Here is an 18971-nt window from a genome sequence, read left to right as displayed (position 1 = left end):
AGGCCCTTCGGCTCCCCTCTCCCTCAAGGGGAGGGCCAGGCCCCATCGGCCTCGTGCTGAACAAATTTTCTCCCGGAGTACCCATGACCGCAGCCGTTGAGTTCTCGCAGGTGTCGCGCCATTTCGGCACCGTCAAAGCCGTGGATGCCGTCGATCTCGTGATCGCGCCCGGCGAATTCTTTGCCATGCTTGGCCCGTCCGGTTCCGGCAAGACGACATGCCTGCGCCTGATTGCCGGTTTCGAGCAGCCCACCTCCGGCCATATCGAGATCTTCGGCGAGACGGCGGAGGGCGTCCCGCCCTACCGCCGCAACGTCAACACGGTATTCCAGGACTATGCTCTCTTTCCGCACCTCAACATCCTAGACAACGTCGCCTACGGGCTGATGGTCAAAGGCGTCGAGAAATCCGAGCGGCTGCAGATGGCCGAACAGGCGCTGGATCTGGTCAAGCTCCCCGGCTATGGCGCCCGCAAGCCCGGTCAGCTCTCCGGCGGCCAGCGCCAGCGCGTTGCGCTGGCCCGCGCCCTCGTCAACAAACCCAAGGTCCTGCTGCTCGACGAGCCACTCGGCGCGCTCGACCTGAAGCTTCGCGAGCGCATGCAGGAAGAACTCAAGACCCTGCAACGCTCTCTCGGGATCACCTTCATCTTCGTCACACACGATCAGGGCGAGGCCCTCTCCATGGCCGATCGCGTCGCCGTCTTCAACGAGGGCAAGATCGTCCAGGCCGGGACGCCGGAAGAAATCTACAATCGCCCGAAGACCCGGTTCGTCGCGGATTTCGTCGGCTCGTCCAACGTCCTTTCCCCCGCAGAAACAAAGAAGCTCGGCGGAGACGAGAAATGGTCAAGCCTTCGCCCGGAGGCGATCCGGCTGGTTTCCGACAACGGCCTGCCGGCAACCGTTCGTTCCCACAGTTTCCTCGGTGCTGCGACCCGCGTGGCGGTCACCGTCAACGGGATTTCCCTGAACATCATGGTTCCTGCCGGACAGCCGGTTCCCGCGGTCGGTGATAGCACAGCCATCGGCTGGAAGCCCGCCGACCTCCACTACATGGATGGCGCGGCATGACAGATCTTTCAGCAACATCGATTCTGCCGGCCGGCAACGGCCCCATGCGCCGGGTATCGGATCTCTTCTGGCGCCGCCCCGCCCTCTTGCTGACGGTGATGCTGGTGCCACCGCTGCTCTGGCTCGGCGTCATCTACGTCGGCTCGCTGATCGCGCTATTGCTGCAAAGCTTCTTCGCTATCGATGAGTTTTCGGGGATGATCAACTACGAGTTCACGCTCGCGACCTATGAGCAACTGCTCATACCCTCGAATTTCGACATCATCCTGCGCACATTGCTGATGGCGCTTGCCGTCACGCTCGCCTCCGCGGCACTCGCCTTTCCCATAGCCTATTACGCGGCCCGCTATGCCAAGGGTAAATGGAAAGCCTTCTTCTATATCGGCATCATGCTGCCGCTGTGGTCGAGCTATCTTGTCAAGGTCTATGCCTGGAAGCTGATACTCGCCAAGGAAGGTATTCTAACCTGGGCCTTTGCCAAGCTTCACCTGTCCTGGCTGCTCGATGGAGTGCTCGCTCTGCCCGTCATTGGCGGCAACTCCCTTTCGATCAGCTATATCGGCACTTTCATCGTGTTCGTCTATGTTTGGCTGCCTTACATGATCCTGCCGACGCAGGCTGCGCTGGAACGTGTGCCTGGCAATCTGATCGAGGCTTCCGCAGATCTCGGCGCGAAGCCGGATCAGACATTCCGCCACGTGCTGTTTCCGCTTGCACTACCGGGCATCATCGCCGGCTCCATCTTTACCTTCTCGCTGACGCTTGGCGATTACATCATCCCGCAGATCATCGGCTCTTCGCGCCTCTTCATCGGGCAGGCCGTCTACACGCAGCAGGGCACGGCCGGTAATGTGCCGCTCGCCGCCGCCTTTTCCGTGGTGCCGATCGTCATCATGGGCATCTATCTCTGGATCGCCAAACGCATGGGGGCCTTCGATGCGCTCTGACAAGAACACCGACGCCGGCTGGCCCCTGAAGCTTGCAGCCGCTGGCGGGCTAGCCTTCCTGCACCTGCCGATCCTCTTGATCTTCGTCTACGCCTTCACCACGGAGGAGAAGAGCTTCCAGTGGCCACCGCCAGGCTTCACCACCCAATGGTTCGCCGTTGCGTGGAACCGTGCGGACGTGTGGCAAGCATTGACGCTTTCGATCAAGGTCGCCTCCATCGCTACCGCGATTGCACTTGTGCTTGGCACACTAGCAGCCGCAGCCGTCGCGCGCACCGCCTTCTTCGGCCGGGAAGCGATTTCGCTGCTCGTCATACTTCCGATCGCACTTCCTGGTATCATTACTGGTATAGCGTTGCGCTCGGCCTTCTCGATTGCCGAAATCCCTTATTCGATGTGGACGATCATTCTCGGTCACGGCACCTTCTGCGTGGTTGTGGTCTACAACAATGCCGTCGCCCGCTTCCGCCGCACCTCAGGCTCGCTGATCGAGGCTTCGATGGACCTTGGCGCCGATGGTTTCCAGACCTTCCGCTATGTGGTCCTGCCGAACATCGCGACGGCGCTTCTTGCCGGCGGCATGCTGGCCTTCGCCCTATCCTTCGACGAGGTCATCGTCACGACCTTCACTGGCGGACAACAATCAACCCTGCCGATCTGGATGCTGGAAGAACTGATCCGTCCGCGCCAGCGCCCGGTGACCAACGTCGTCGCCATGCTCGTGGTGATCGTCACTTTCCTGCCGATTCTCGGCGCCTATTACCTGACCCGCGATACCGACAGCGTTGCCGGCAGCGGGAAATAACAACCATTCAAGACTGAGGGAGAACCAACATGGACACTCAAATGCTGATCGGCGCGCAATTCGAAGCCGGCACGGAAACCGAGGAAAAAATCCTCAACCCCAAGACCGGGGAAGTGATCCTCGACCTGCCCGAAGCCTCGCTCGGCCAGATCGACGCCGCAGTCGACGCTGCCGAAAAGGCCTTCGACGACTGGGCCGCCACCACGCCCGGCCAGCGTTCCGCCTACCTGCTGGCGATTGCCGATGCCATCGAGAAGGATGCCGATGGCTTCGCTGCGCTGGAAAGCCTCAATTGCGGCAAGCCGATCAATGCCGTGAGGAATGACGAGATCCCCGCCATCGTCGATTGCTGGCGCTTCTTCGCCGGCGCCATCCGCTCGCTGCATGCGCCGGTCGCCGGCGAATATCTGCCGGGCTTCACCTCGATGATCCGACGCGATCCGGTCGGCATCGTCGGCTCCATCGCGCCGTGGAACTATCCGCTGATGATGATGGCGTGGAAGCTCGCTCCGGCAATCGCCGGCGGCAACACCGTGGTCTTCAAGCCCTCCGAACAGACCCCGCTCACCGCACTGAAGATGGCGAAGCTTCTCGCCGACATCCTGCCGGAAGGCGTGGTGAACATCGTGCTCGGCCGCGGCGAAAGCGTCGGTAACGCGCTCATAAACCACCCGAAGATCGGCATGGTATCGATCACCGGCGACATCGCAACCGGCAAGAAGGTGCTGGCCGCCGCTTCCAAGACCGTCAAGCGCACCCATCTCGAACTCGGCGGCAAGGCCCCGGTCATCGTCTATGACGATGCCGACATCGACGCCGTCGTCTCCGCCATCCGCACCTTCGGCTACTACAATGCCGGTCAGGACTGCACCGCCGCCTGCCGCATCTACGCCGCCGACAAGGTCTATGACAAGTTCGTCGCCGACCTCGCCTCCGCCGTCTCGACGCTGAAGTTCAACCAGGCCGACGACACCGAAAACGAGATCGGCCCGCTGATCTCGAAACGCCAGCGCGACCGCGTGGAAAGCTTCGTCACCCGCGCCGCCGAACACAAGCACATGGAAGTCGTCGCCGGCGGCAAGGTGTCGGGTGACAAGGGTTTCTTCTACACCCCGACCGTCATCGCCGGTGCCCTGCAGGACGACGAAATCGTCCGCCGCGAGGTCTTCGGCCCGGTCGTGTCCGTCACCCGTTTCTCCGAGCCCGAGGATGCCATCGCCTGGGCGAACGACAGCGACTACGGCCTCGCCTCGTCCGTCTGGACCAAGGACATTTCCCGCGCAATGAAGACCGCCGCCCGCCTACGCTACGGCTGCACCTGGATCAACACCCACTTCATGCTGTGCAACGAAATGCCCCATGGCGGCCTGAAACAGTCCGGCTATGGCAAGGACATGTCGGTCTATGCTCTGGAGGACTACACCGCCGTCCGCCACGTCATGATCGCGCATTGAACAGCAGGCAACAGCGCGGTATCGAACGCGCTGTCAGACGACCGGCAAATCCACACGTTTGCGCCCGACGGTGTACGGGCGCTTGCCACGCCGTCATGCCTGTGCTCGTCACAGGCATCCAGCCAGCCCAAGTCCTTGGGCTGGAAGAGTCTTTTGACCCGACGGAGGTCGGGTCGCTGGATGCCGTACATCAAGTCCGGCATGACGGGGGAGATGCTTTGCGCTTCACTGGAGCCTGAAACTTGCGGTCGGCGGCAGTGCGGCTTTTGCAACACCCCTCTCTCTCAGCCTACCCGGCCCGCTTCATGAAAGCGACATTGGCCCGAAGCGCCTCGGCGGCTCCCGCGACGGAAGCGCTTTCGCGCGGGTGCGCCGTGGAGAGCCGGCCACCGGCCCGCGCCAGCGCGGCCGCGGCCTTTTCAGGCTCCGAACTCACCCTCTTCAACCGCTGCAGGGCGGCCTTGGCAGCCCGTTCCTCGCCATCGGCCAACGCACCCGAACGGACGAGATCCTGCAGGGAGAGTATCGAATAGCCGACAGAAAGAACAGCAAGCCCGCCGTCAGTGACGTCGCGATGCGTATCGCCGCTGCGCTCGGCAAACCGGATCATCCGGAACAGCCTGTGGTACAGGCGACCTCGCCACGTCAGGCGGTGCTGCGAGGCGTCCTCCGTCCGCGCCATGTCCTGCAACTCGTGCACCATCATGACGATGAGCGTCTCCAGGCGCTTGCCTGCATTGAGCGGAAAAATCAGTCTGTAGGCGATAAGCGCCACGACCGGCGCCAGCACGACGGCAATCGCGCCCGACAGCATCGAGGGAAAATCACCCGTCAGTGGATAGACCGGATGCAGCAGAAGCAGCGACACCATGGCGTAGTCGAATGCAGTGGGAAGCGTGCGTCGATGGGAGAAAAACAACGACGCCCCCAGGATGAACGGCATCGTCAGCAGCACAACCTGAAGCTCGTTGCCCGCAAACGGCCAGACGAGGAACCGGCAGGCGAGCGCCCCGAGCGCGCCGAAAATCTGCCCAATCAGCACAAAACGCATCGTGTGGGCGGGGTTGTCGAAGGTCGAGAAGATCGTCGTCATGATCGACAGGCCCAGCAACAGGAAGGGCGCGGCTGCCCATCCAGTCGCGACCCACAGAAGCCCAACGAGCAGCATGCAGAGCGTTGCGCGGATGGATGCCTGGCGCGCCCCGATCCAGTCACGATGCAGCACAACCGGATGGCTGACGTGACCCGCATGTGCGGTCGTTCCAACATCCTGACCAAGAGCCGCTCGATGAGCGCTAATGGCCCTGCTCAGCGCTTGCAACGCCTCTCCCAGATCAGTGTCGCGGCCGGCGAGCGCCGCCGCCTCCCCGATACGGGCCAGCGGGCCGTCTGAACCACTCCCCGCCTCGAAACCGGCCGCGGCCTCGTCGAGTAGATCGGCAACGCCTCCGTTTTGGCCATGACTACCCCGACGACTGGCAAGCAGCAGCGATATCTGCACGGACAGCACCGTGCGCATGGCGCGAACCGCCTGACGCGAACGAAACGAACCTGCGCCATGAGGATCCAGAACCTCGTCGATTGCCGCCATCTCGGCCAGCAAGTCCCGCTGCTCGTCCCCGAGCATCCTAGTATCCCCGGCCCTGAGCGCAATTGCGAGGTCGCGCAACATCCGAGCCGTCACCCGGCGCATCCGGCCGGTCATCTCATTTTCGGCGGCAGCCGGTGTCAGCAGCCAGCCAACCGCCAACGCGGTAACGACGCCCACCATGATCGTCGCCGCGCGGTCGGCACCGAGAGAAAGGACATGGTCCGGATGCCCGGTATCGAGCAACGCCACCATGGATGCCGAGTAACCTGACAACATCGCGCCGTAGGAGACGTAACCGCGCAGCAGATTGCCCGCCGCGACACAAAGGCCAATCCAGACCGAAAGGCCGATGACGAGCGGTCGGGGATCACCGCCTGAACCCGCGACGAGAGCGACCCCGACAATGGCACCGATGAGCGTACCCACTGTACGAAAGAGGCTCTTTTCCAGAAGCTGGCCGCGAGTGGGCTGTGCCGCAGCCCAGACCGTCATCGCCGACCACTGGGGATGCTCCAGCCCGAGCAACCATGCGATGAACAGCGCCAGACAGGCGGCAACGGCGGTCCTGAACGCAAAATTCAAACGGGGCAGATCGAAACCGAATTTAGCCATGTGCTGCTCCAGAACCATAGTTCAGTGTTCCCCGGATTCGCGCGCGGCTCCGATGCGGGCCTCAATCTTCTGGAAAGCGCCGAGCAGCACGGCGATCTCGGCATCATCAAGATCCTGCAGCATCTCATTCTCGATAGGCAACAGGCGCTCCAGAATGGCGGATACACGCTCCGCTCCAGCAAACGTCAGGTAGAGACGTTTGGCCCTGCGGTCCTCTGTTTCGGTCCGCCGTTCCACCAATCCCTGCCGTTCCAGAATATCGATCAGCCGCACGAGGCTCGATCCGTCGAGACCGATACGGGCAGCGAGTTCCTTCTGCGTCAGACCATCACCGATCCTGTGCAGATGAAAGAGCGGCGACCATGTCGCATCGCTCAAGCCGACAGCGGCCACACCTTCGTCCACGTGCTGGCGCCATCGGCGCGACAGCCCGACGAGTCGAAAACCGAATTCTCTACGCAATTTCGCATCCATGCCGGTTGATTTGCATCAAAACTATTTTGATAGCAAGTATATTTGCTGCATCGCAAAATTTTGATGAGAATTGCCCCCTAAGGCGCATGCAAGGCTGGCGTTTACCTTCGCCGTGGATAATCCGGCAGCAAAGCCGCCGCTGTATTATCGTCTGTGACGATCAACGGAGTTCCTGTATGCGCCGCGCCCTGCCCCACTTTCTCTCAACCGTCCTTCTGGCAGTTACCGCCGCCCTGCTCCCGCAAACGCTCGGGGCGCAAGAACCACGGGTTATCCCGGCTCCGAACCTCTATTCGAACCCTTCGGATGATGCCTCCTACTGGCACGTCATGGGGCTTCGCCCCGGCGACACGCTGAACGTGCGCTCCGGTCCGGGACCGGCATTTCGCATCATCGGAGCGCTGGAGGAAGGAACGCCGATCCGTAATCTCGGCTGCCGGGACCGCGAAGGCGGCTACTGGTGCCGGATCGCCACCTATGACCGGCCGCGGCTGAGCGGCTGGGTCAACGGCCGGTTTGTCAGCGATGAATATGTGGAACCCGACGGCGCCTATCGGCCCTATCCCGCCGATCCGTCATGGCCGGGTGCTAACGGCTACGAACGAACCGGCGCTTTCAACTGCCGCTTCGGTCGTGACCCGCGGCTCTTCCGTTGCCCCTTCGGACTGCAACGTCGCGGCACCAGCGCCGAAATCGCCATAGAGACACCGGATGGTGTCGTCCGCTCGCTGATCTATCGTGCCGGTCGCTTTACCAGCGAAGACGGCGCGGAGGTGCGCTCCCGCAAAGAAGGCGAAAATGCAGTCGTGACGATCGGGGGAGTGGAAACCTACTTCATCCCCGACAATGTCGTGATGAACTGGTGAGGAACACCTCCCCGCCCGAAAGGCAGGGAGGTGAAATTGTCACGGTCAGGCAGAGAGAGCCTTGGCGACCTGGCCGCGCAGCGTGCCGAGATCCTTGGCGAATGCACGGATGCCTTCGGCAAGCTTTTCGGTCGCCATCGCATCTTCGTTGAGCGCCCAGCGGAAGGCCTTTTCGTCGAGGGTAACCAGCGGATCCGCCGTTACCTTGTCTGCCGACAGAACCTGGGTCAGTGTGCCCGTGTCCTTGTCCAACTCATCGAGCAGCGCCGGGCTGATCGTCAGACGGTCACAACCGGCCAGCGCTTCGATCTCTCCGGCGTTGCGGAAGGACGCGCCCATCACGATCGTCTTGATGCCGTTGACCTTGTAGTAGTTGTAGATCGACCGCACGGACACGACGCCCGGATCGGTTTCCGAGGTGTAGTTCTCGCCCGTCGACTTCTTGTACCAGTCGAGAATACGGCCGACGAAGGGAGAGATCAGGAAGACATTCGCCTCGGCGCAGGCGATTGCCTGAGCCTTGGAGAAGAGAAGCGTCAGGTTGCAGTCGATGCCTTCCTTCTGCAGCACTTCCGCAGCGCGGATGCCTTCCCAGGTGGAGGCGAGCTTGATCAGGATGCGGTCCCGCTCAATGCCGCGTTCCTTGTAGCCGGCGATGATTTCATGCGCCTTGGCAATCGAGCCCTTGGTGTCGAAGGAAAGATCGGCGTCGACTTCGGTCGAGACGCGGCCCGGAACCAGTCCGGCAAGTGCTGCACCGACGGAGATCGCCAGACGGTCGGCGACCGCAGCGGTGACGGCTTCGCTCGAACCACCCTTGCCCTTGCCCCAGGCAATCGCCTCCTTGAAGGCATCGGCAAAGGCATCCGTCCCCAGCGCCTTCAGAACGATGGTCGGGTTGGTGGTGCAATCCACCGGCTTCAGCCGCGCAACGGCCTCGATATCGCCTGTGTCGGCGACAACCGTCGTCATGGAGCGAAGCTGTTCGAGTTTGGAAGTCATGGTCGTCATCCTCGGTTTAGACCGGCCCGGCCGGAATGTGCCAGACTATCACCAGCCGAAGACGGCAAAGTCAAGAACGCTTGGGATAACGTTTCAATCGATTTACGGATCCACGGTTTCCCGCCTATTTTTCGACCTGACCGGCTTCCCAGCCCAGCATGGCGCGCTTGCGCGTCAGGCCCCAGTGATATCCGGTGAGCGCGCCGCTCTTGCCGAGCGCCCTGTGGCAGGGAACCACGAAGGAAACAGGATTGCGGCCGACGGCCGCACCCACCGCACGGCTCGCCGTCGGCTGGCCGATTTTCGTGGCGATATCCGAATAGGTGACCGCCTTGCCGAGCGGAATCAGCAACAGGCTTTCCCACACCCTGACCTGAAAATCCGTGCCGATCAGCACCACCCTCAAAGGCTGGTCATCGCACCAGCGCGCGGGATCGAAGATACGGCCGGCATAGGGCTCCGTTGCCGAGTTGTCGGCAATGAAATTCGCATTCGGCCAGCGCCCGGCCATATCCTCAAAACAGGCGGTCTCCTCGCCCGGATCGGCAAAGGCAAGGCCGGCGAGCCCCCTGTCCGTCACCATCACCAGAGCCTGACCGAAGGGCGACGAATGAAACCCGTAGCGGATCGTCAGCCCGCCGCCCTTCGCTTTCCATTCGCCGGGGCTCATAGCCTCATGCGTGACGAAGAGATCGTGCAGGCGGCCGGGGCCGGAAAGCCCGAGCTCGATGGACGTTTCGAGAAGCGGCATGCCTTCCTGGCCGAGCAGCCGCTTGGCGTGATCGAGGGTCACGGCCTGCAGGAAAGCCTTCGGTGAAAGCCCCGCCCAGCGGGTAAACGTCTTCTGCAACTGAGTCGGCGACTGGCCGAGCCTTGCCGCAATGGTCTCGAGCGACGGCTGTTCCTGATAATCGAGCGACAGCATCTCGATCACCTTGCGGACGGTTTCGTAATCCGAGCCCGCCGGGGTGATGTCGCTGATTTTCGAAAGGTCGATCTGTGGTGCGAACGTCATGGCATGATCCTCATCTTGAGGAAAACTTCACCACGGGCACGCGACGGATGCCACCCGTTTCTTGCGTGGACAGCACCACTTTCAAATCCGCCGCTTCACCGTCGCCAGTGCCCCCTTGAACGCACGCGCGAAACTCTCCCGATCATCAGGATTCAGGAAGGAACCTATGTCGGTACGCCGCCCCTCGCCCACCACATGCATGGAAATAATGCCGATTTCGTCATGTCGGCGCACGAAGAAACGCGCCCAGAACGGATTGAACCGGTGCTCGGTCATGCGGCCTGAAGGCGTGAACTTGCGGATCGACAGGCTGGTTCGGGAAACCGTGACTTCCTCGCGCGCACGGGCAGCACGGTAGTTGAGCCAGAAAGCGCCATAGAGCAGCAGAAAATCCAGCCCGAAGAAGAAGGCGATGGGCCAGGCGCCCGTCACCGTAAAGAAGATCGCGTGAACGCAACAGATCGCCCCCGTCAACATCAGCAGAATGCGGAACCCCTTTCGGCCGAGCGAGCGATAGGGGATCAGTTCGGCAGCGAATATCGGCTGCTCGGCGGTGCTGTTCACATTGCCTTCGGTCATTCCACCCGACTATAGATTGTCCATGACGAGTCCGATCAAGAAATCCAGCACCCAAACTTTGAAAAAGTCAAATCCGGGCGGGGCGAAACGCAAGGCGCCAGCCTTCCGCAGCGCCTATAGCCGCGCGGAACTGGAAGAAATCTTCCGGCGCTTTTCCATCCAGCGTCCTGAGCCGAAGGGGGAGCTTGAACACGTCAATCCCTTCACGCTCGTCGTCGCGGTCGCTCTTTCCGCGCAGGCAACGGATGCCGGTGTCAACAAGGCGACCCGCGCGCTCTTCAAGGTGGCGGATACGCCGCAGAAGATGCTTGATCTCGGCGAGGAAAAGGTCCGCGACTACATCAAGACCATCGGCCTCTACCGCAACAAGGCCAAGAACGTCATCGCACTCTCGCAGCGTCTCGTCGACGTCTACGGCGGCGAGGTGCCGAAAACCCGCGAGGAACTGGTCACCCTGCCCGGCGTCGGCCGCAAGACCGCCAATGTGGTGATGTCAATGGCTTTCGGCATTCCGACGATTGCCGTCGACACCCACATCCTGCGCATCGCCAACCGCATCCGTCTTGCACCCGGCAAGACACCGGACGAGGTGGAGGACAAGCTGCTCAAGATCATTCCGAAGCACTGGCTCTTTCACGCCCACCACTGGCTCATCCTGCACGGGCGGTACTGTTGCAAGGCGCGGCGCCCCGAATGCGAGCGCTGCGTCATCGCCGACGTCTGCAAATCAGGGGAAAAGACCTGCGACGTGCCGGCACCGCTGGTGGAACTGCCGCAGCAAATCATCGGAGCGACGGAATAGAGCATAATCCGGCCGGAGTGAAACGAGGATCGACAAGATTATGCTTCAAACAAAAGAGTTTAGAGCGCCGAGCTGATTCAATCAGATCGGCGCTCTAAATGCGCCGGGGCTTCCGTTAAACCCGGAAGCCCGCGTCGCGGCGGCTCAGCATCTTGTGCAGATGCACCATCATCGACGCGGCAAAGAGCGGCGTCAGCAGGTTGACGATCGGAATGGCGAGAAAGCCGGCGATCACCAGTCCGCCGATGAAGACGGCCGAGGAATTCTTTGCCCGGAACAGTCGCGCCTCCTGCGGCGAGCGAAAGCGCATGGCGGCGAATTCGAAGAATTCCCGGCCGAGCAGATAGCCGTTCACCAGAAAGAAGGCGATCAGGTTCACGCCCGGAACGAAGAGCAGGATCAGCGCCACGATGTTGCCGAGCACCACCACGCCGAAGAATTTCAGCGACGACAGGATGGCATCGCCGAGCGGCATGGCAACACCCGGCGCGTCATCGGGATAATGCTGTTTCTCGATCACCTCGGCCACATCGTCGAGGAAGAGACCGGCGATGATCGCGGTGACGGAAGAGAGCAGCAGGGCAAGCGCCAGCGCAAGCCCGATGCTCGCGAAAACACCGAAGACGAAGCCGAGCCAGCCGGCCCAATCCGGCATGCCGGGCAGAAAGCCTTCTATCCATGGCATGACATAGGCGATGAAACTCTCGCGCACCGCCACCCACAGGCCGACGAGGACGAGGACGGTAAGCCCCATCACCTTCCAGAAGACCTTGCGTGTTTCGGGAGCGAAGAGATTGTTAAGGGCCAGCCGGGCCGCTTCGATAATCATGGACATCTCCGTGAAGCCTGTTCCGATGTAGGAAGCGGCGGGACACGCCACAAGCCTTTCCGTCGCATCGCCCGAGAATCGGAAGCGCGTTCAGGAAGAGCGGATCAGGAAGCCTGCTCTCGCAAACCATCTCACAGCCGGATTCCGGCGCGGCACTCCGGTCTTAGAGGCGATAAAGCTCCGAGCGCCGCTCCGCGAGATAAGGGTTCTGTTCGCGGCATTCGTCGTAGGCCGATGGCTCGACCTCCGCGACCAGCAGCGCCTCTCTTGCACCCGCGCGCGCAAGCTCGTCGCCATCGGGACCGACGATCACCGAGCGGCCGCAATATTCCGCCGAGTTCTCCGAGCCGCAAAGGTCGGAATAGACGATAAACACCCCGTTTTCGAAGGCGCGCGTCGGCACGACGGCATCCGCGACACGCCGGCTGATGACACCGGCCGGAAGAGCGGTCGGCACCAGCACCAGTTCGGCGCCGGCCAGCGCCACGCTGCGCACATATTCGGGAAACTCGACATCGTAGCAGATCAGCATCGAGGTCTTCATGCCGCAAAGGTCGAAGACATGCGGGATATCGTTTCCGGGGGTGAATGCCGCCCGCTCCGCATCGCCGTAGAGATGCCCCTTGCGATAGAATTCGCGGCTGCCGTCCGGCCGCATCAACACTGCGGAATTATAGACGGCATCGCCCTCGCGCTCGGGAAAACCGGCGCAGATGGCGAGATCGAACGTTTCGGCGATATCTGCGAGAGCGTCGATCAGCGCCCCATCCCGTGTTTCCGCGATTTCGTCGAAGAGTTCTCCCAGCGCATAGCCGCTTGTCGAAAGCTCCGGTGTCACCAGAAGATCGGCTCCCATGTCGGACGCAGCTTCGGCTGCCCTTGCGATCTTCATCAGGTTTTCGGCGATATCGCCGGAGACGGGTTGCATCTGGAAAAGCGAAATCAGCATGGGACATTCCTGAAACGGCATTGCGACGGACGGAAGATAGGCCTGTCCGCAACGCTTTGCAAAGCGCCAGATGCATTGCCGACAGCTTTCCAGCCTCAGAAGAGCAGGGTCGTCAAAAGCAGGATCACGCCCTTGATCAGGGCGAACAGCACGCCGGCCACCACGGTCACGGAAATGGCGAACATAACCATGCCGAGCAGCACGCAGAGACCGTCACGTTCGAGGATGCCGAAGGAAAACAGACAGATCGCGATGGCTGGAAGGATGTTTCCGAGCGGTATCGGCAGCATCAGGATGATCGACAGGATCAGACAGAGGAAGCCGGTCAGATATTCGGCCGGCGGATGGATCAGGAAACCGAGCCGCGGCCGCAGCATCCTTTCGCCCCGGGCAAGCCATGGCGAGACACGGCTGACGACGGCGGAAAAATCGGAGCGCGCAATCGACCGGTTAGCAATGATCTTCGGCAGCCAGGGCGATTGGCCGAGCATCAGTTGCGCGGAGAGAAAGACCAGCGGCGCGCCCGTCAGCGCCGATGTTCCCGGCGGCGAGGGAATGACGTTGGGAAGCGCGAAGATCAGGATCAGGGCGCCGAAGGCCCGGTCGCCCATCGCCTGAAAGATATCGGCGACCGAAACGCGCTCCCGGCTGGTATCCTCTGCGAGGCTGGCAAGGATTTCGGACAAGCGACCGCCCCGTTTCCGCCGGCCGCCATCTGCGGCGAGATCGGCCTCATCCCCAAGCATCTCGCCCATTCCAACTCCCTGTCGAACGATACCAGTGCCCTATGTAGTATCGCCTTAACCGCTGACAATGACGGTTGTTTGATGGAACGATGCCACTTGGCGCGCAGTCAAACCTGAACGAGATGACCGGCGGACACCTCGCGGTACTGCCGCTGCGGCGGCACGAACCCGACAGGCCGGATAGGGCTTTTGATCTCATCCGTCGAGAGGTTTCTCTTCACGTTTCGTCGAGCGGGATCCGGCACCGGCACCGCCGCCATCAGCTTGCGGGTGTAGGGATGCTGCGGGTTCTCAAAGACGGCCTGCCGAGGCCCGATCTCGACGATCTCCCCGAGATACATGACCGCCACCCGATGCGACACCCGCTCCACCACGGCCATGTCATGGGAGATAAAGAGATAGGCGAGATTGAAGCTCTGCTGCAGGTCGAGCAGGAGGTTGCAAACCTGCGCCTTGATCGACACGTCGAGTGCAGACACGGCCTCGTCCGCGACGATCACTTTCGGATCAAGCATCAGTGATCGGGCAATCGCGATGCGCTGGCGCTGGCCGCCGGAGAACTCGTGCGGATAGCGCCGCATCATGTCGGCCTTCAGGCCCACGCGCTCCAGAAGGCCTGCTGCCTTTTCCCGCGCCTGCGCCTTGCTGCCGAGACCATGCTCGATGAAAGGTTCCATCACCGCCGATCCCACGCTCATGCGCGGATCGAGGCTGGCGAAGGGATCCTGGAACACCATCTGGATGCTTCGACGCATCTTGCGCAACGAGCCGCGATCCAGCCGCACAACGTCGTAACCATCGAGCGAAATCTGGCCGGCTGTCGGCTCGACCAGCCGCGTGATCGAACGTCCGGTCGTCGACTTGCCGCAGCCGGATTCGCCGACGAGGGATAGCGTCTCCCCTTCCCTCAGATTGAAGGAAACATTCTCCACCGCATGAACGGCCCCGCTCTTGCGGCCGAGGAGCCCCGAGCGGATGTCGAACCGCGTCGTCAGGTTCTTCACCTCCAGAAGCGGCCGCTTGCGTTCGTCGACACTTCCAGCCTCCGTTTCCGGTGTGGTGGTCTGCCCGGTCGAAATGTCGATCACCGGAAAACGCATCGGGCGCTCCCGCCCGCCCATCGATCCGAGCTTCGGCACCGCCGAGAGCAACGCCCGCGTATAGGGATGCTTGCCGCGATTGAAGATGTCGTCCGTCGTGCCGGTTTCCACCGCCTCGCCACGAAACATCACGATCGTGCGGTCGGACACTTCCGCCACCACGCCCATGTCATGGGTAATGAAGAGAACCGACATGCCCTCCTCTTCCTGCAGCAGCTTGATCAGGTCGAGAATCTGTCCCTGGATCGTCACGTCGAGCGCCGTCGTCGGCTCGTCGGCAATCAGCAGCTTCGGCTTCGACGCCAGCGCCATGGCGATCATCACACGCTGGCGCATGCCGCCGGAAAACTGGTGCGGATAGTCGTCGAAGCGGCCCTTGGCGTTCGGGATACGGACCTTCTCCAGAAGATGCAGCACCTCTGACTTCGCCTCAGCCGAAGAGATATCACGATGGCAGGTGATCGCCTCGGCAATCTGCTTGCCGATCGGAAAGATCGGATTGAGGCTGGTCATCGGCTCCTGGAAGATCATCGAAATGTCGTTGCCACGAACCCGGCGCATCGACTCGCTGTCGAGCGTCAGCAGTTCCCGGCCATTGAGGCGCACGCTGCCTTCGATGCGGCTAGCACCTTTCGGCAGAAGCCGCATGACAGAGAGCGATGTCACGCTCTTTCCCGAACCCGATTCCCCGACGATCGCCACCGTTTCCTTCGGCGCGATGTCGAAGCTCATGTTGCGCACCACCGGGCGCCATTCGTCGCCGATCCTGAAGGATGTCGTAAGCCCCCTCACGGAAAGGACGGGGACTGCATTGCCTGCCTGCGGATTGCCGTCATTCGTGGCATTCACCATTGCACACTCCGTTCCACGACGATTGATATAGAAAACACCCGCCGTCCCGAAATCAGGCGGCGAGCGCATTTTCCGCAAGCATGACCCAGTAGCTGATGCCGTAGGGGATAGCCTCGTCGTTGAAATCATAGGCAGAATGGTGAAGGTTCGCGCTGTCGCCATTGCCGATGAAGACGAAGGCGCCCGGTCGGGCCTCAAGCATGTAGGAGAAATCCTCCGCCCCCATCAGAGGCGGCATGTTGCCCTCAACCGCCTTTTCGCCCGCCACCTTGCGCATGATGCCGAGCGCGAATTCGGTCTCATCCGCATGATTGAAGGTGACGGGATAACCGCGGCGATAATGCACATCGACGCTCGCCCCGAAGCTGCCGGCGATGCCGCGCGCGATCTCTCCGAGACGCTTTTCCGCATGGTCGCGCGTCTCAGGCAGCAGCGTGCGCACGGTGCCTGAAAGCTTGACGGTATTGGCAATCACATTTGAGGCTTCCCCGCCATGCACCGTCGCGACGGTGACGACGACGGATTTCAGCGGATCCACCTCGCGCGAGGCGATTGCCTGCAGCGCGATGACCACATGGGAGGAAACGAGTACCGGGTCGATCGTCGTATGCGGCTGGGCGGCATGCCCGCCGCGTCCGTGAACGATGATTTCGAATTCGTCGGCTGCCGCCATCACCGATCCGTTGCGGGTGGCGAAATGTCCGACCGGCAGGCCCGGCGCGTTGTGCATGCCGTAAACCTGGGAGATACCGAACGTCTCCATCATGCCGTCATTGACCATTTCGAGGCCGCCGCCGCCGCCCTCTTCCGCCGGCTGGAAGATCACCGCGACGGAGCCGCGAAAATTGCGAGTCTCCGCCAGATACTTCGCAGCACCCAGCAGCATCGCCGTATGCCCGTCATGACCGCAGGCATGCATCTTGCCCGGGGTCTTGGACGACCATTCACGGCCGCTCGTCTCGTAGATCGGCAGCGCGTCCATGTCGGCGCGAAAACCGACGACCGGCCCGCTGCCGCGACTGCCCTTGATGATCCCCACCACGCCGGAGCGCCCGATTCCCGTCTGGACTGTGTCGCAACCGAATTCCTTCAGCTTCTCGGCCACGAAATTCGAGGTGTCGTAAACGTCGAACAACAGTTCCGGATTCTCATGCAGATGGCGCCGCCAACCGGCCACCTCCTGCTGCAACTCGCTGGCGCGATTGAGCACGGGCATTGTTTTTCCTCGTTTTTTTGTTCAGTTCCCACTTTTTATGCAGCCATACTGCGCCGCCTTGAAGCGCCTTTGCAAGCCGCAATTTTCCGCCTTGAACGGAAAATAGGCCTATGCTTAGATGGCCCAAATTTTGATCAGGCCCGCCAGCTGCAACAACCGTCAGGTGTGGGTCCAGTATTCGAGTGGAGGCCAACGAATCAAAATTAGCAAACAGGGTCAGAGACATAAGAAACGCCTGACCTTGCATATCCCGGAGAGCCGGGAACTCTCCCGCGGATACATGTTTCATACAGCTCCAACAAAAAAATAGGGGAACAGCATATGAACAGACTTCGTATTGCATTGGCGGCATCGGTAGCGGCACTGGCCTTCTCGGCGGCGCCGGCAATGGCCGAGCGAGGCTCGGACGGCGAGCTGAAAATTCTCTTTTGGCAGGCGATTTCCACCCTCAACCCCTATCTCTCCGGCGGCACCAAGGAAGTCTACGGCGCCTCGATGGTCATCGAACCGCTGGCGCGTTACGACGAAACCGGCGCACTTGTGCCGATGCTCGCCTCTGAAATTCCGACCGTCGAGAACGGCGGCGTATCCGCCGACCTGAAAAGCATTACCTGGAAGCTGAAACCCGATCTCAAGTGGTCCGACGGCACGCCGGTCACCGCCGACGACGCGATCTTCACCTGGAAGTATTGCACCGCGCCTGACGGCGGCTGCGCCCAGGCCGCCTATTACGAAGGCGTGACCAGCGTCGAGGCCATTGATCCCTCCACCATCAAGGTCTCCTTCTCCGAACCGAAACCCTATCCCTACAGCGCCTTCGTCGGTGCCCAGTCGCCGATCATCCAGGCAGCCCAGTTCAAGGACTGCCTCGGCGCCAAGGCTCCGGAATGCACCTCGGCCAACTTCGGCCCGATCGGCACCGGCCCGTTCAAGGTGAAGGAATTCAAGCCGAACGACGTCATCACCTTCGAAGCCAACCCGAACTATCGCGATCCGGCCAAGCCCGCCTTCGCCACCGCCACCATCAAGGGCGGCGGGGATGCGGCATCGGCCGCCCGCGCTGTTCTGGAGACCGGCGAATACGACTACGCCTGGAACATGCAGGTGGAACCTGAAATCCTCGCGACCATGGTCGCCGCCGGCAAGGGCGTGCTCGTCACCGCTTTCGGCACCCAGGTCGAGCGTATTGACCTCAACCCCTATGCGGTCGATCCCTCGCTTGGCGACAAGCGCTCCACCAAGGAGGCAGGCCCGCATCCGGCACTCTCCGATCCGGCCGTGAAGAAGGCCCTGTCGCTCGCCATCGACCGCGATGTCATCGACGAGACCGGCTACGGCGAAGCCGGCCAGCCGACCTGCAACATCCTGCCCGCTCCGGATATCTACAAGTCGACCGATGTCGACTGGTGCCTGAAACAAGATCTCGATGCCGCCAACAAGCTGCTCGACGACGCCGGCTGGGTGAAGGGTTCGGACGGGATCCGCGCCAAGAACGGCACCAAGCTCTCCTTCCTCTACCAGACCTCGACCAATTCCGTGCGTCAGGCGACACAAGCGCTGGTCAAGGACATGTGGTCGCAGATCGGCGTTGAGGTCGAACTGCGCAACGTCGCGGCTTCGGTCTTCTTCGGCGGCGACCCGGCAAGCCCGGACACCTTCCAGAAGTTCTATGCCGACGTGCAGATGTACACCAACAACTTCGACGGCACCGACCCGGAGAAGTACATGGCCGGCTGGATGTGCGACAAGATCCCGAGCCCGGCCAATGGCTGGCAGGGTGAAAACATCGTCCGCTACTGCAACCCGGAATACGACAAACTCGTCCTCGAACTCGGCAAGACCTCCAAGCTTGAGGAACGCGCCGTCATCGCCAAGAAGCTCAACGACATGCTGACCAACGACGTGGCGCAGATTCCGCTCATTCACCGCGGTAGCGTCTCGTCCCATTCGGTCACCCTCGATGGCGTCAAGATGAACGCCTGGGACAGCGAACTCTGGAACGTCGCCGACTGGTCTCGCAAGAAGTAAGTGCCATTTCGCCGGGCCGAACCTTCGGCCC

At 61.7% G+C, this 18971-nt stretch carries 18 protein-coding genes; 7 read left to right on the top strand and 11 right to left on the bottom strand.

Going from position 1 to position 18971, the window contains the following annotated elements:
* Nucleotides 1–83: 83 nt before the first annotated feature.
* Genes H4I99_RS07860 through H4I99_RS07845 form a run of 4 tightly spaced genes read left to right on the top strand, consistent with a single transcriptional unit; the run spans nt 84 to nt 4279 of the window.
* On the top strand, nt 84–1073 hold the full coding sequence (locus H4I99_RS07860; RefSeq protein WP_163901024.1) for an ABC transporter ATP-binding protein: 990 nt from the start codon (nt 84–86) through the stop codon (nt 1071–1073).
* Nucleotides 1070–2020: an ABC transporter permease gene (locus tag H4I99_RS07855; RefSeq protein WP_163901026.1), complete on the top strand. Its 951-nt coding sequence runs from the start codon at nt 1070–1072 to the stop codon at nt 2018–2020. Before H4I99_RS07860 ends, H4I99_RS07855 begins: the two co-directional genes overlap by 4 nt.
* Entirely contained in the window at nt 2010–2825 is an 816-nt protein-coding gene (locus H4I99_RS07850) for an ABC transporter permease (protein WP_163901027.1), read from the top strand. The genes H4I99_RS07855 and H4I99_RS07850 overlap by 11 nt, the downstream gene beginning before the upstream one ends.
* A gap of 29 nt (nt 2826–2854) precedes the next feature.
* On the top strand, nt 2855–4279 hold the full coding sequence (locus tag H4I99_RS07845) for a gamma-aminobutyraldehyde dehydrogenase (RefSeq protein WP_163901029.1): 1425 nt from the start codon (nt 2855–2857) through the stop codon (nt 4277–4279).
* A gap of 289 nt (nt 4280–4568) precedes the next feature.
* On the opposite strand, the gene H4I99_RS07840 is transcribed toward H4I99_RS07845, so the two are convergent.
* Nucleotides 4569–6482 (bottom strand): FUSC family protein, encoded by a 1914-nt coding sequence (locus H4I99_RS07840; RefSeq protein WP_163901031.1) that lies wholly within the window; start codon nt 6480–6482, stop codon nt 4569–4571.
* A 21-nt stretch (nt 6483–6503) separates the two neighbouring features.
* Nucleotides 6504–6944: a MarR family winged helix-turn-helix transcriptional regulator gene (locus tag H4I99_RS07835; RefSeq protein WP_244624977.1), complete on the bottom strand. Its 441-nt coding sequence runs from the start codon at nt 6942–6944 to the stop codon at nt 6504–6506.
* 188 nt (nt 6945–7132) lie between these two features.
* Here H4I99_RS07835 and H4I99_RS07830 point away from each other — a divergent pair, with 188 nt between their 5' ends.
* Entirely contained in the window at nt 7133–7822 is a 690-nt protein-coding gene (locus H4I99_RS07830; RefSeq protein ID WP_163901036.1) for an SH3 domain-containing protein, read from the top strand.
* Between the two features lie 45 nt (nt 7823–7867).
* Here H4I99_RS07830 and tal read toward each other — a convergent pair whose 3' ends face one another.
* From tal to H4I99_RS07815, 3 genes are all read right to left on the bottom strand, one after another.
* Nucleotides 7868–8824, bottom strand: coding sequence for a transaldolase (gene tal, locus H4I99_RS07825; protein WP_163901038.1), 957 nt, complete (start codon nt 8822–8824; stop codon nt 7868–7870).
* A 124-nt stretch (nt 8825–8948) separates the two neighbouring features.
* Nucleotides 8949–9839 (bottom strand): methylated-DNA--[protein]-cysteine S-methyltransferase, encoded by an 891-nt coding sequence (locus H4I99_RS07820; protein ID WP_163901040.1) that lies wholly within the window; start codon nt 9837–9839, stop codon nt 8949–8951.
* Nucleotides 9840–9920: 81 nt separating this feature from the next.
* Nucleotides 9921–10418, bottom strand: coding sequence for a DUF2244 domain-containing protein (locus H4I99_RS07815; RefSeq protein WP_163901042.1), 498 nt, complete (start codon nt 10416–10418; stop codon nt 9921–9923).
* A gap of 22 nt (nt 10419–10440) precedes the next feature.
* On the opposite strand from H4I99_RS07815, the gene nth reads away from it, so the two are divergent.
* The gene (gene nth, locus H4I99_RS07810) at nt 10441–11220 is read left to right on the top strand and encodes an endonuclease III (RefSeq protein WP_163901044.1); all 780 of its coding nucleotides are present in this window, start codon (nt 10441–10443) and stop codon (nt 11218–11220) included.
* A gap of 115 nt (nt 11221–11335) precedes the next feature.
* Here the strand turns inward: nth and H4I99_RS07805 are convergent, their stop codons facing one another.
* From H4I99_RS07805 to H4I99_RS07780, 6 genes are all read right to left on the bottom strand, one after another.
* Complete coding sequence (locus tag H4I99_RS07805; protein WP_163901046.1) at nt 11336–12049, bottom strand: sulfate transporter family protein; 714 nt, start codon at nt 12047–12049, stop codon at nt 11336–11338.
* A gap of 163 nt (nt 12050–12212) precedes the next feature.
* Nucleotides 12213–12998: a carbon-nitrogen hydrolase family protein gene (locus H4I99_RS07800; RefSeq protein ID WP_163901048.1), complete on the bottom strand. Its 786-nt coding sequence runs from the start codon at nt 12996–12998 to the stop codon at nt 12213–12215.
* Nucleotides 12999–13093: 95 nt separating this feature from the next.
* Nucleotides 13094–13744 carry an exopolysaccharide biosynthesis protein gene (locus H4I99_RS07795; protein WP_186663275.1) on the bottom strand — a complete coding sequence of 217 codons (651 nt, stop codon included), beginning with the start codon at nt 13742–13744 and terminating at the stop codon, nt 13094–13096.
* 107 nt (nt 13745–13851) lie between these two features.
* Nucleotides 13852–15696: an ABC transporter ATP-binding protein gene (locus H4I99_RS07790; RefSeq protein ID WP_163901052.1), complete on the bottom strand. Its 1845-nt coding sequence runs from the start codon at nt 15694–15696 to the stop codon at nt 13852–13854.
* A gap of 52 nt (nt 15697–15748) precedes the next feature.
* Entirely contained in the window at nt 15749–16912 is a 1164-nt protein-coding gene (locus H4I99_RS07785) for a M20 aminoacylase family protein (RefSeq protein ID WP_163901054.1), read from the bottom strand.
* Nucleotides 16845–17138 carry a hypothetical protein gene (locus H4I99_RS07780; protein ID WP_163901056.1) on the bottom strand — a complete coding sequence of 98 codons (294 nt, stop codon included), beginning with the start codon at nt 17136–17138 and terminating at the stop codon, nt 16845–16847. Before H4I99_RS07780 ends, H4I99_RS07785 begins: the two co-directional genes overlap by 68 nt.
* A 95-nt stretch (nt 17139–17233) precedes the next feature.
* Here H4I99_RS07780 and H4I99_RS07775 point away from each other — a divergent pair, with 95 nt between their 5' ends.
* The gene (locus H4I99_RS07775; protein WP_163901058.1) at nt 17234–18940 is read left to right on the top strand and encodes a peptide ABC transporter substrate-binding protein; all 1707 of its coding nucleotides are present in this window, start codon (nt 17234–17236) and stop codon (nt 18938–18940) included.
* The last annotated feature ends 31 nt before the right edge of the window (nt 18941–18971 follow it).

The organism is Paenirhizobium daejeonense (assembly GCF_014280875.1).
GTDB classification, from domain to species: domain Bacteria; phylum Pseudomonadota; class Alphaproteobacteria; order Rhizobiales; family Rhizobiaceae; genus Allorhizobium; species Allorhizobium daejeonense.
The sequence above is the reverse complement of the archived record's forward strand: the minus strand, read 5'-3'. Positions and strand labels throughout refer to the sequence as shown.

Excerpts from the sequence above, each read along its gene's own strand:
- H4I99_RS07820 (WP_163901040.1), bottom strand. The coding sequence starts at position 9,839 with ATGACGTTCGCACCACAGATCGACCTTTCGAAAATCAGCGACATCACC.
- H4I99_RS07860 (WP_163901024.1), top strand. The coding sequence starts at position 84 with ATGACCGCAGCCGTTGAGTTCTCGCAGGTGTCGCGCCATTTCGGCACC.
- H4I99_RS07840 (WP_163901031.1), bottom strand. The coding sequence starts at position 6,482 with ATGGCTAAATTCGGTTTCGATCTGCCCCGTTTGAATTTTGCGTTCAGG.
- H4I99_RS07815 (WP_163901042.1), bottom strand. The coding sequence starts at position 10,418 with ATGACCGAAGGCAATGTGAACAGCACCGCCGAGCAGCCGATATTCGCT.
- H4I99_RS07800 (WP_163901048.1), bottom strand. The coding sequence starts at position 12,998 with ATGCTGATTTCGCTTTTCCAGATGCAACCCGTCTCCGGCGATATCGCC.
- H4I99_RS07790 (WP_163901052.1), bottom strand. The coding sequence starts at position 15,696 with ATGGTGAATGCCACGAATGACGGCAATCCGCAGGCAGGCAATGCAGTC.
- H4I99_RS07775 (WP_163901058.1), top strand. The coding sequence starts at position 17,234 with ATGAACAGACTTCGTATTGCATTGGCGGCATCGGTAGCGGCACTGGCC.
- nth (WP_163901044.1), top strand. The coding sequence starts at position 10,441 with ATGACGAGTCCGATCAAGAAATCCAGCACCCAAACTTTGAAAAAGTCA.
- H4I99_RS07850 (WP_163901027.1), top strand. The coding sequence starts at position 2,010 with ATGCGCTCTGACAAGAACACCGACGCCGGCTGGCCCCTGAAGCTTGCA.
- tal (WP_163901038.1), bottom strand. The coding sequence starts at position 8,824 with ATGACTTCCAAACTCGAACAGCTTCGCTCCATGACGACGGTTGTCGCC.
- H4I99_RS07780 (WP_163901056.1), bottom strand. The coding sequence starts at position 17,138 with ATGTCTCTGACCCTGTTTGCTAATTTTGATTCGTTGGCCTCCACTCGA.
- H4I99_RS07785 (WP_163901054.1), bottom strand. The coding sequence starts at position 16,912 with ATGCCCGTGCTCAATCGCGCCAGCGAGTTGCAGCAGGAGGTGGCCGGT.
- H4I99_RS07805 (WP_163901046.1), bottom strand. The coding sequence starts at position 12,049 with ATGATTATCGAAGCGGCCCGGCTGGCCCTTAACAATCTCTTCGCTCCC.
- H4I99_RS07855 (WP_163901026.1), top strand. The coding sequence starts at position 1,070 with ATGACAGATCTTTCAGCAACATCGATTCTGCCGGCCGGCAACGGCCCC.
- H4I99_RS07830 (WP_163901036.1), top strand. The coding sequence starts at position 7,133 with ATGCGCCGCGCCCTGCCCCACTTTCTCTCAACCGTCCTTCTGGCAGTT.
- H4I99_RS07795 (WP_186663275.1), bottom strand. The coding sequence starts at position 13,744 with ATGCTTGGGGATGAGGCCGATCTCGCCGCAGATGGCGGCCGGCGGAAA.
- H4I99_RS07845 (WP_163901029.1), top strand. The coding sequence starts at position 2,855 with ATGGACACTCAAATGCTGATCGGCGCGCAATTCGAAGCCGGCACGGAA.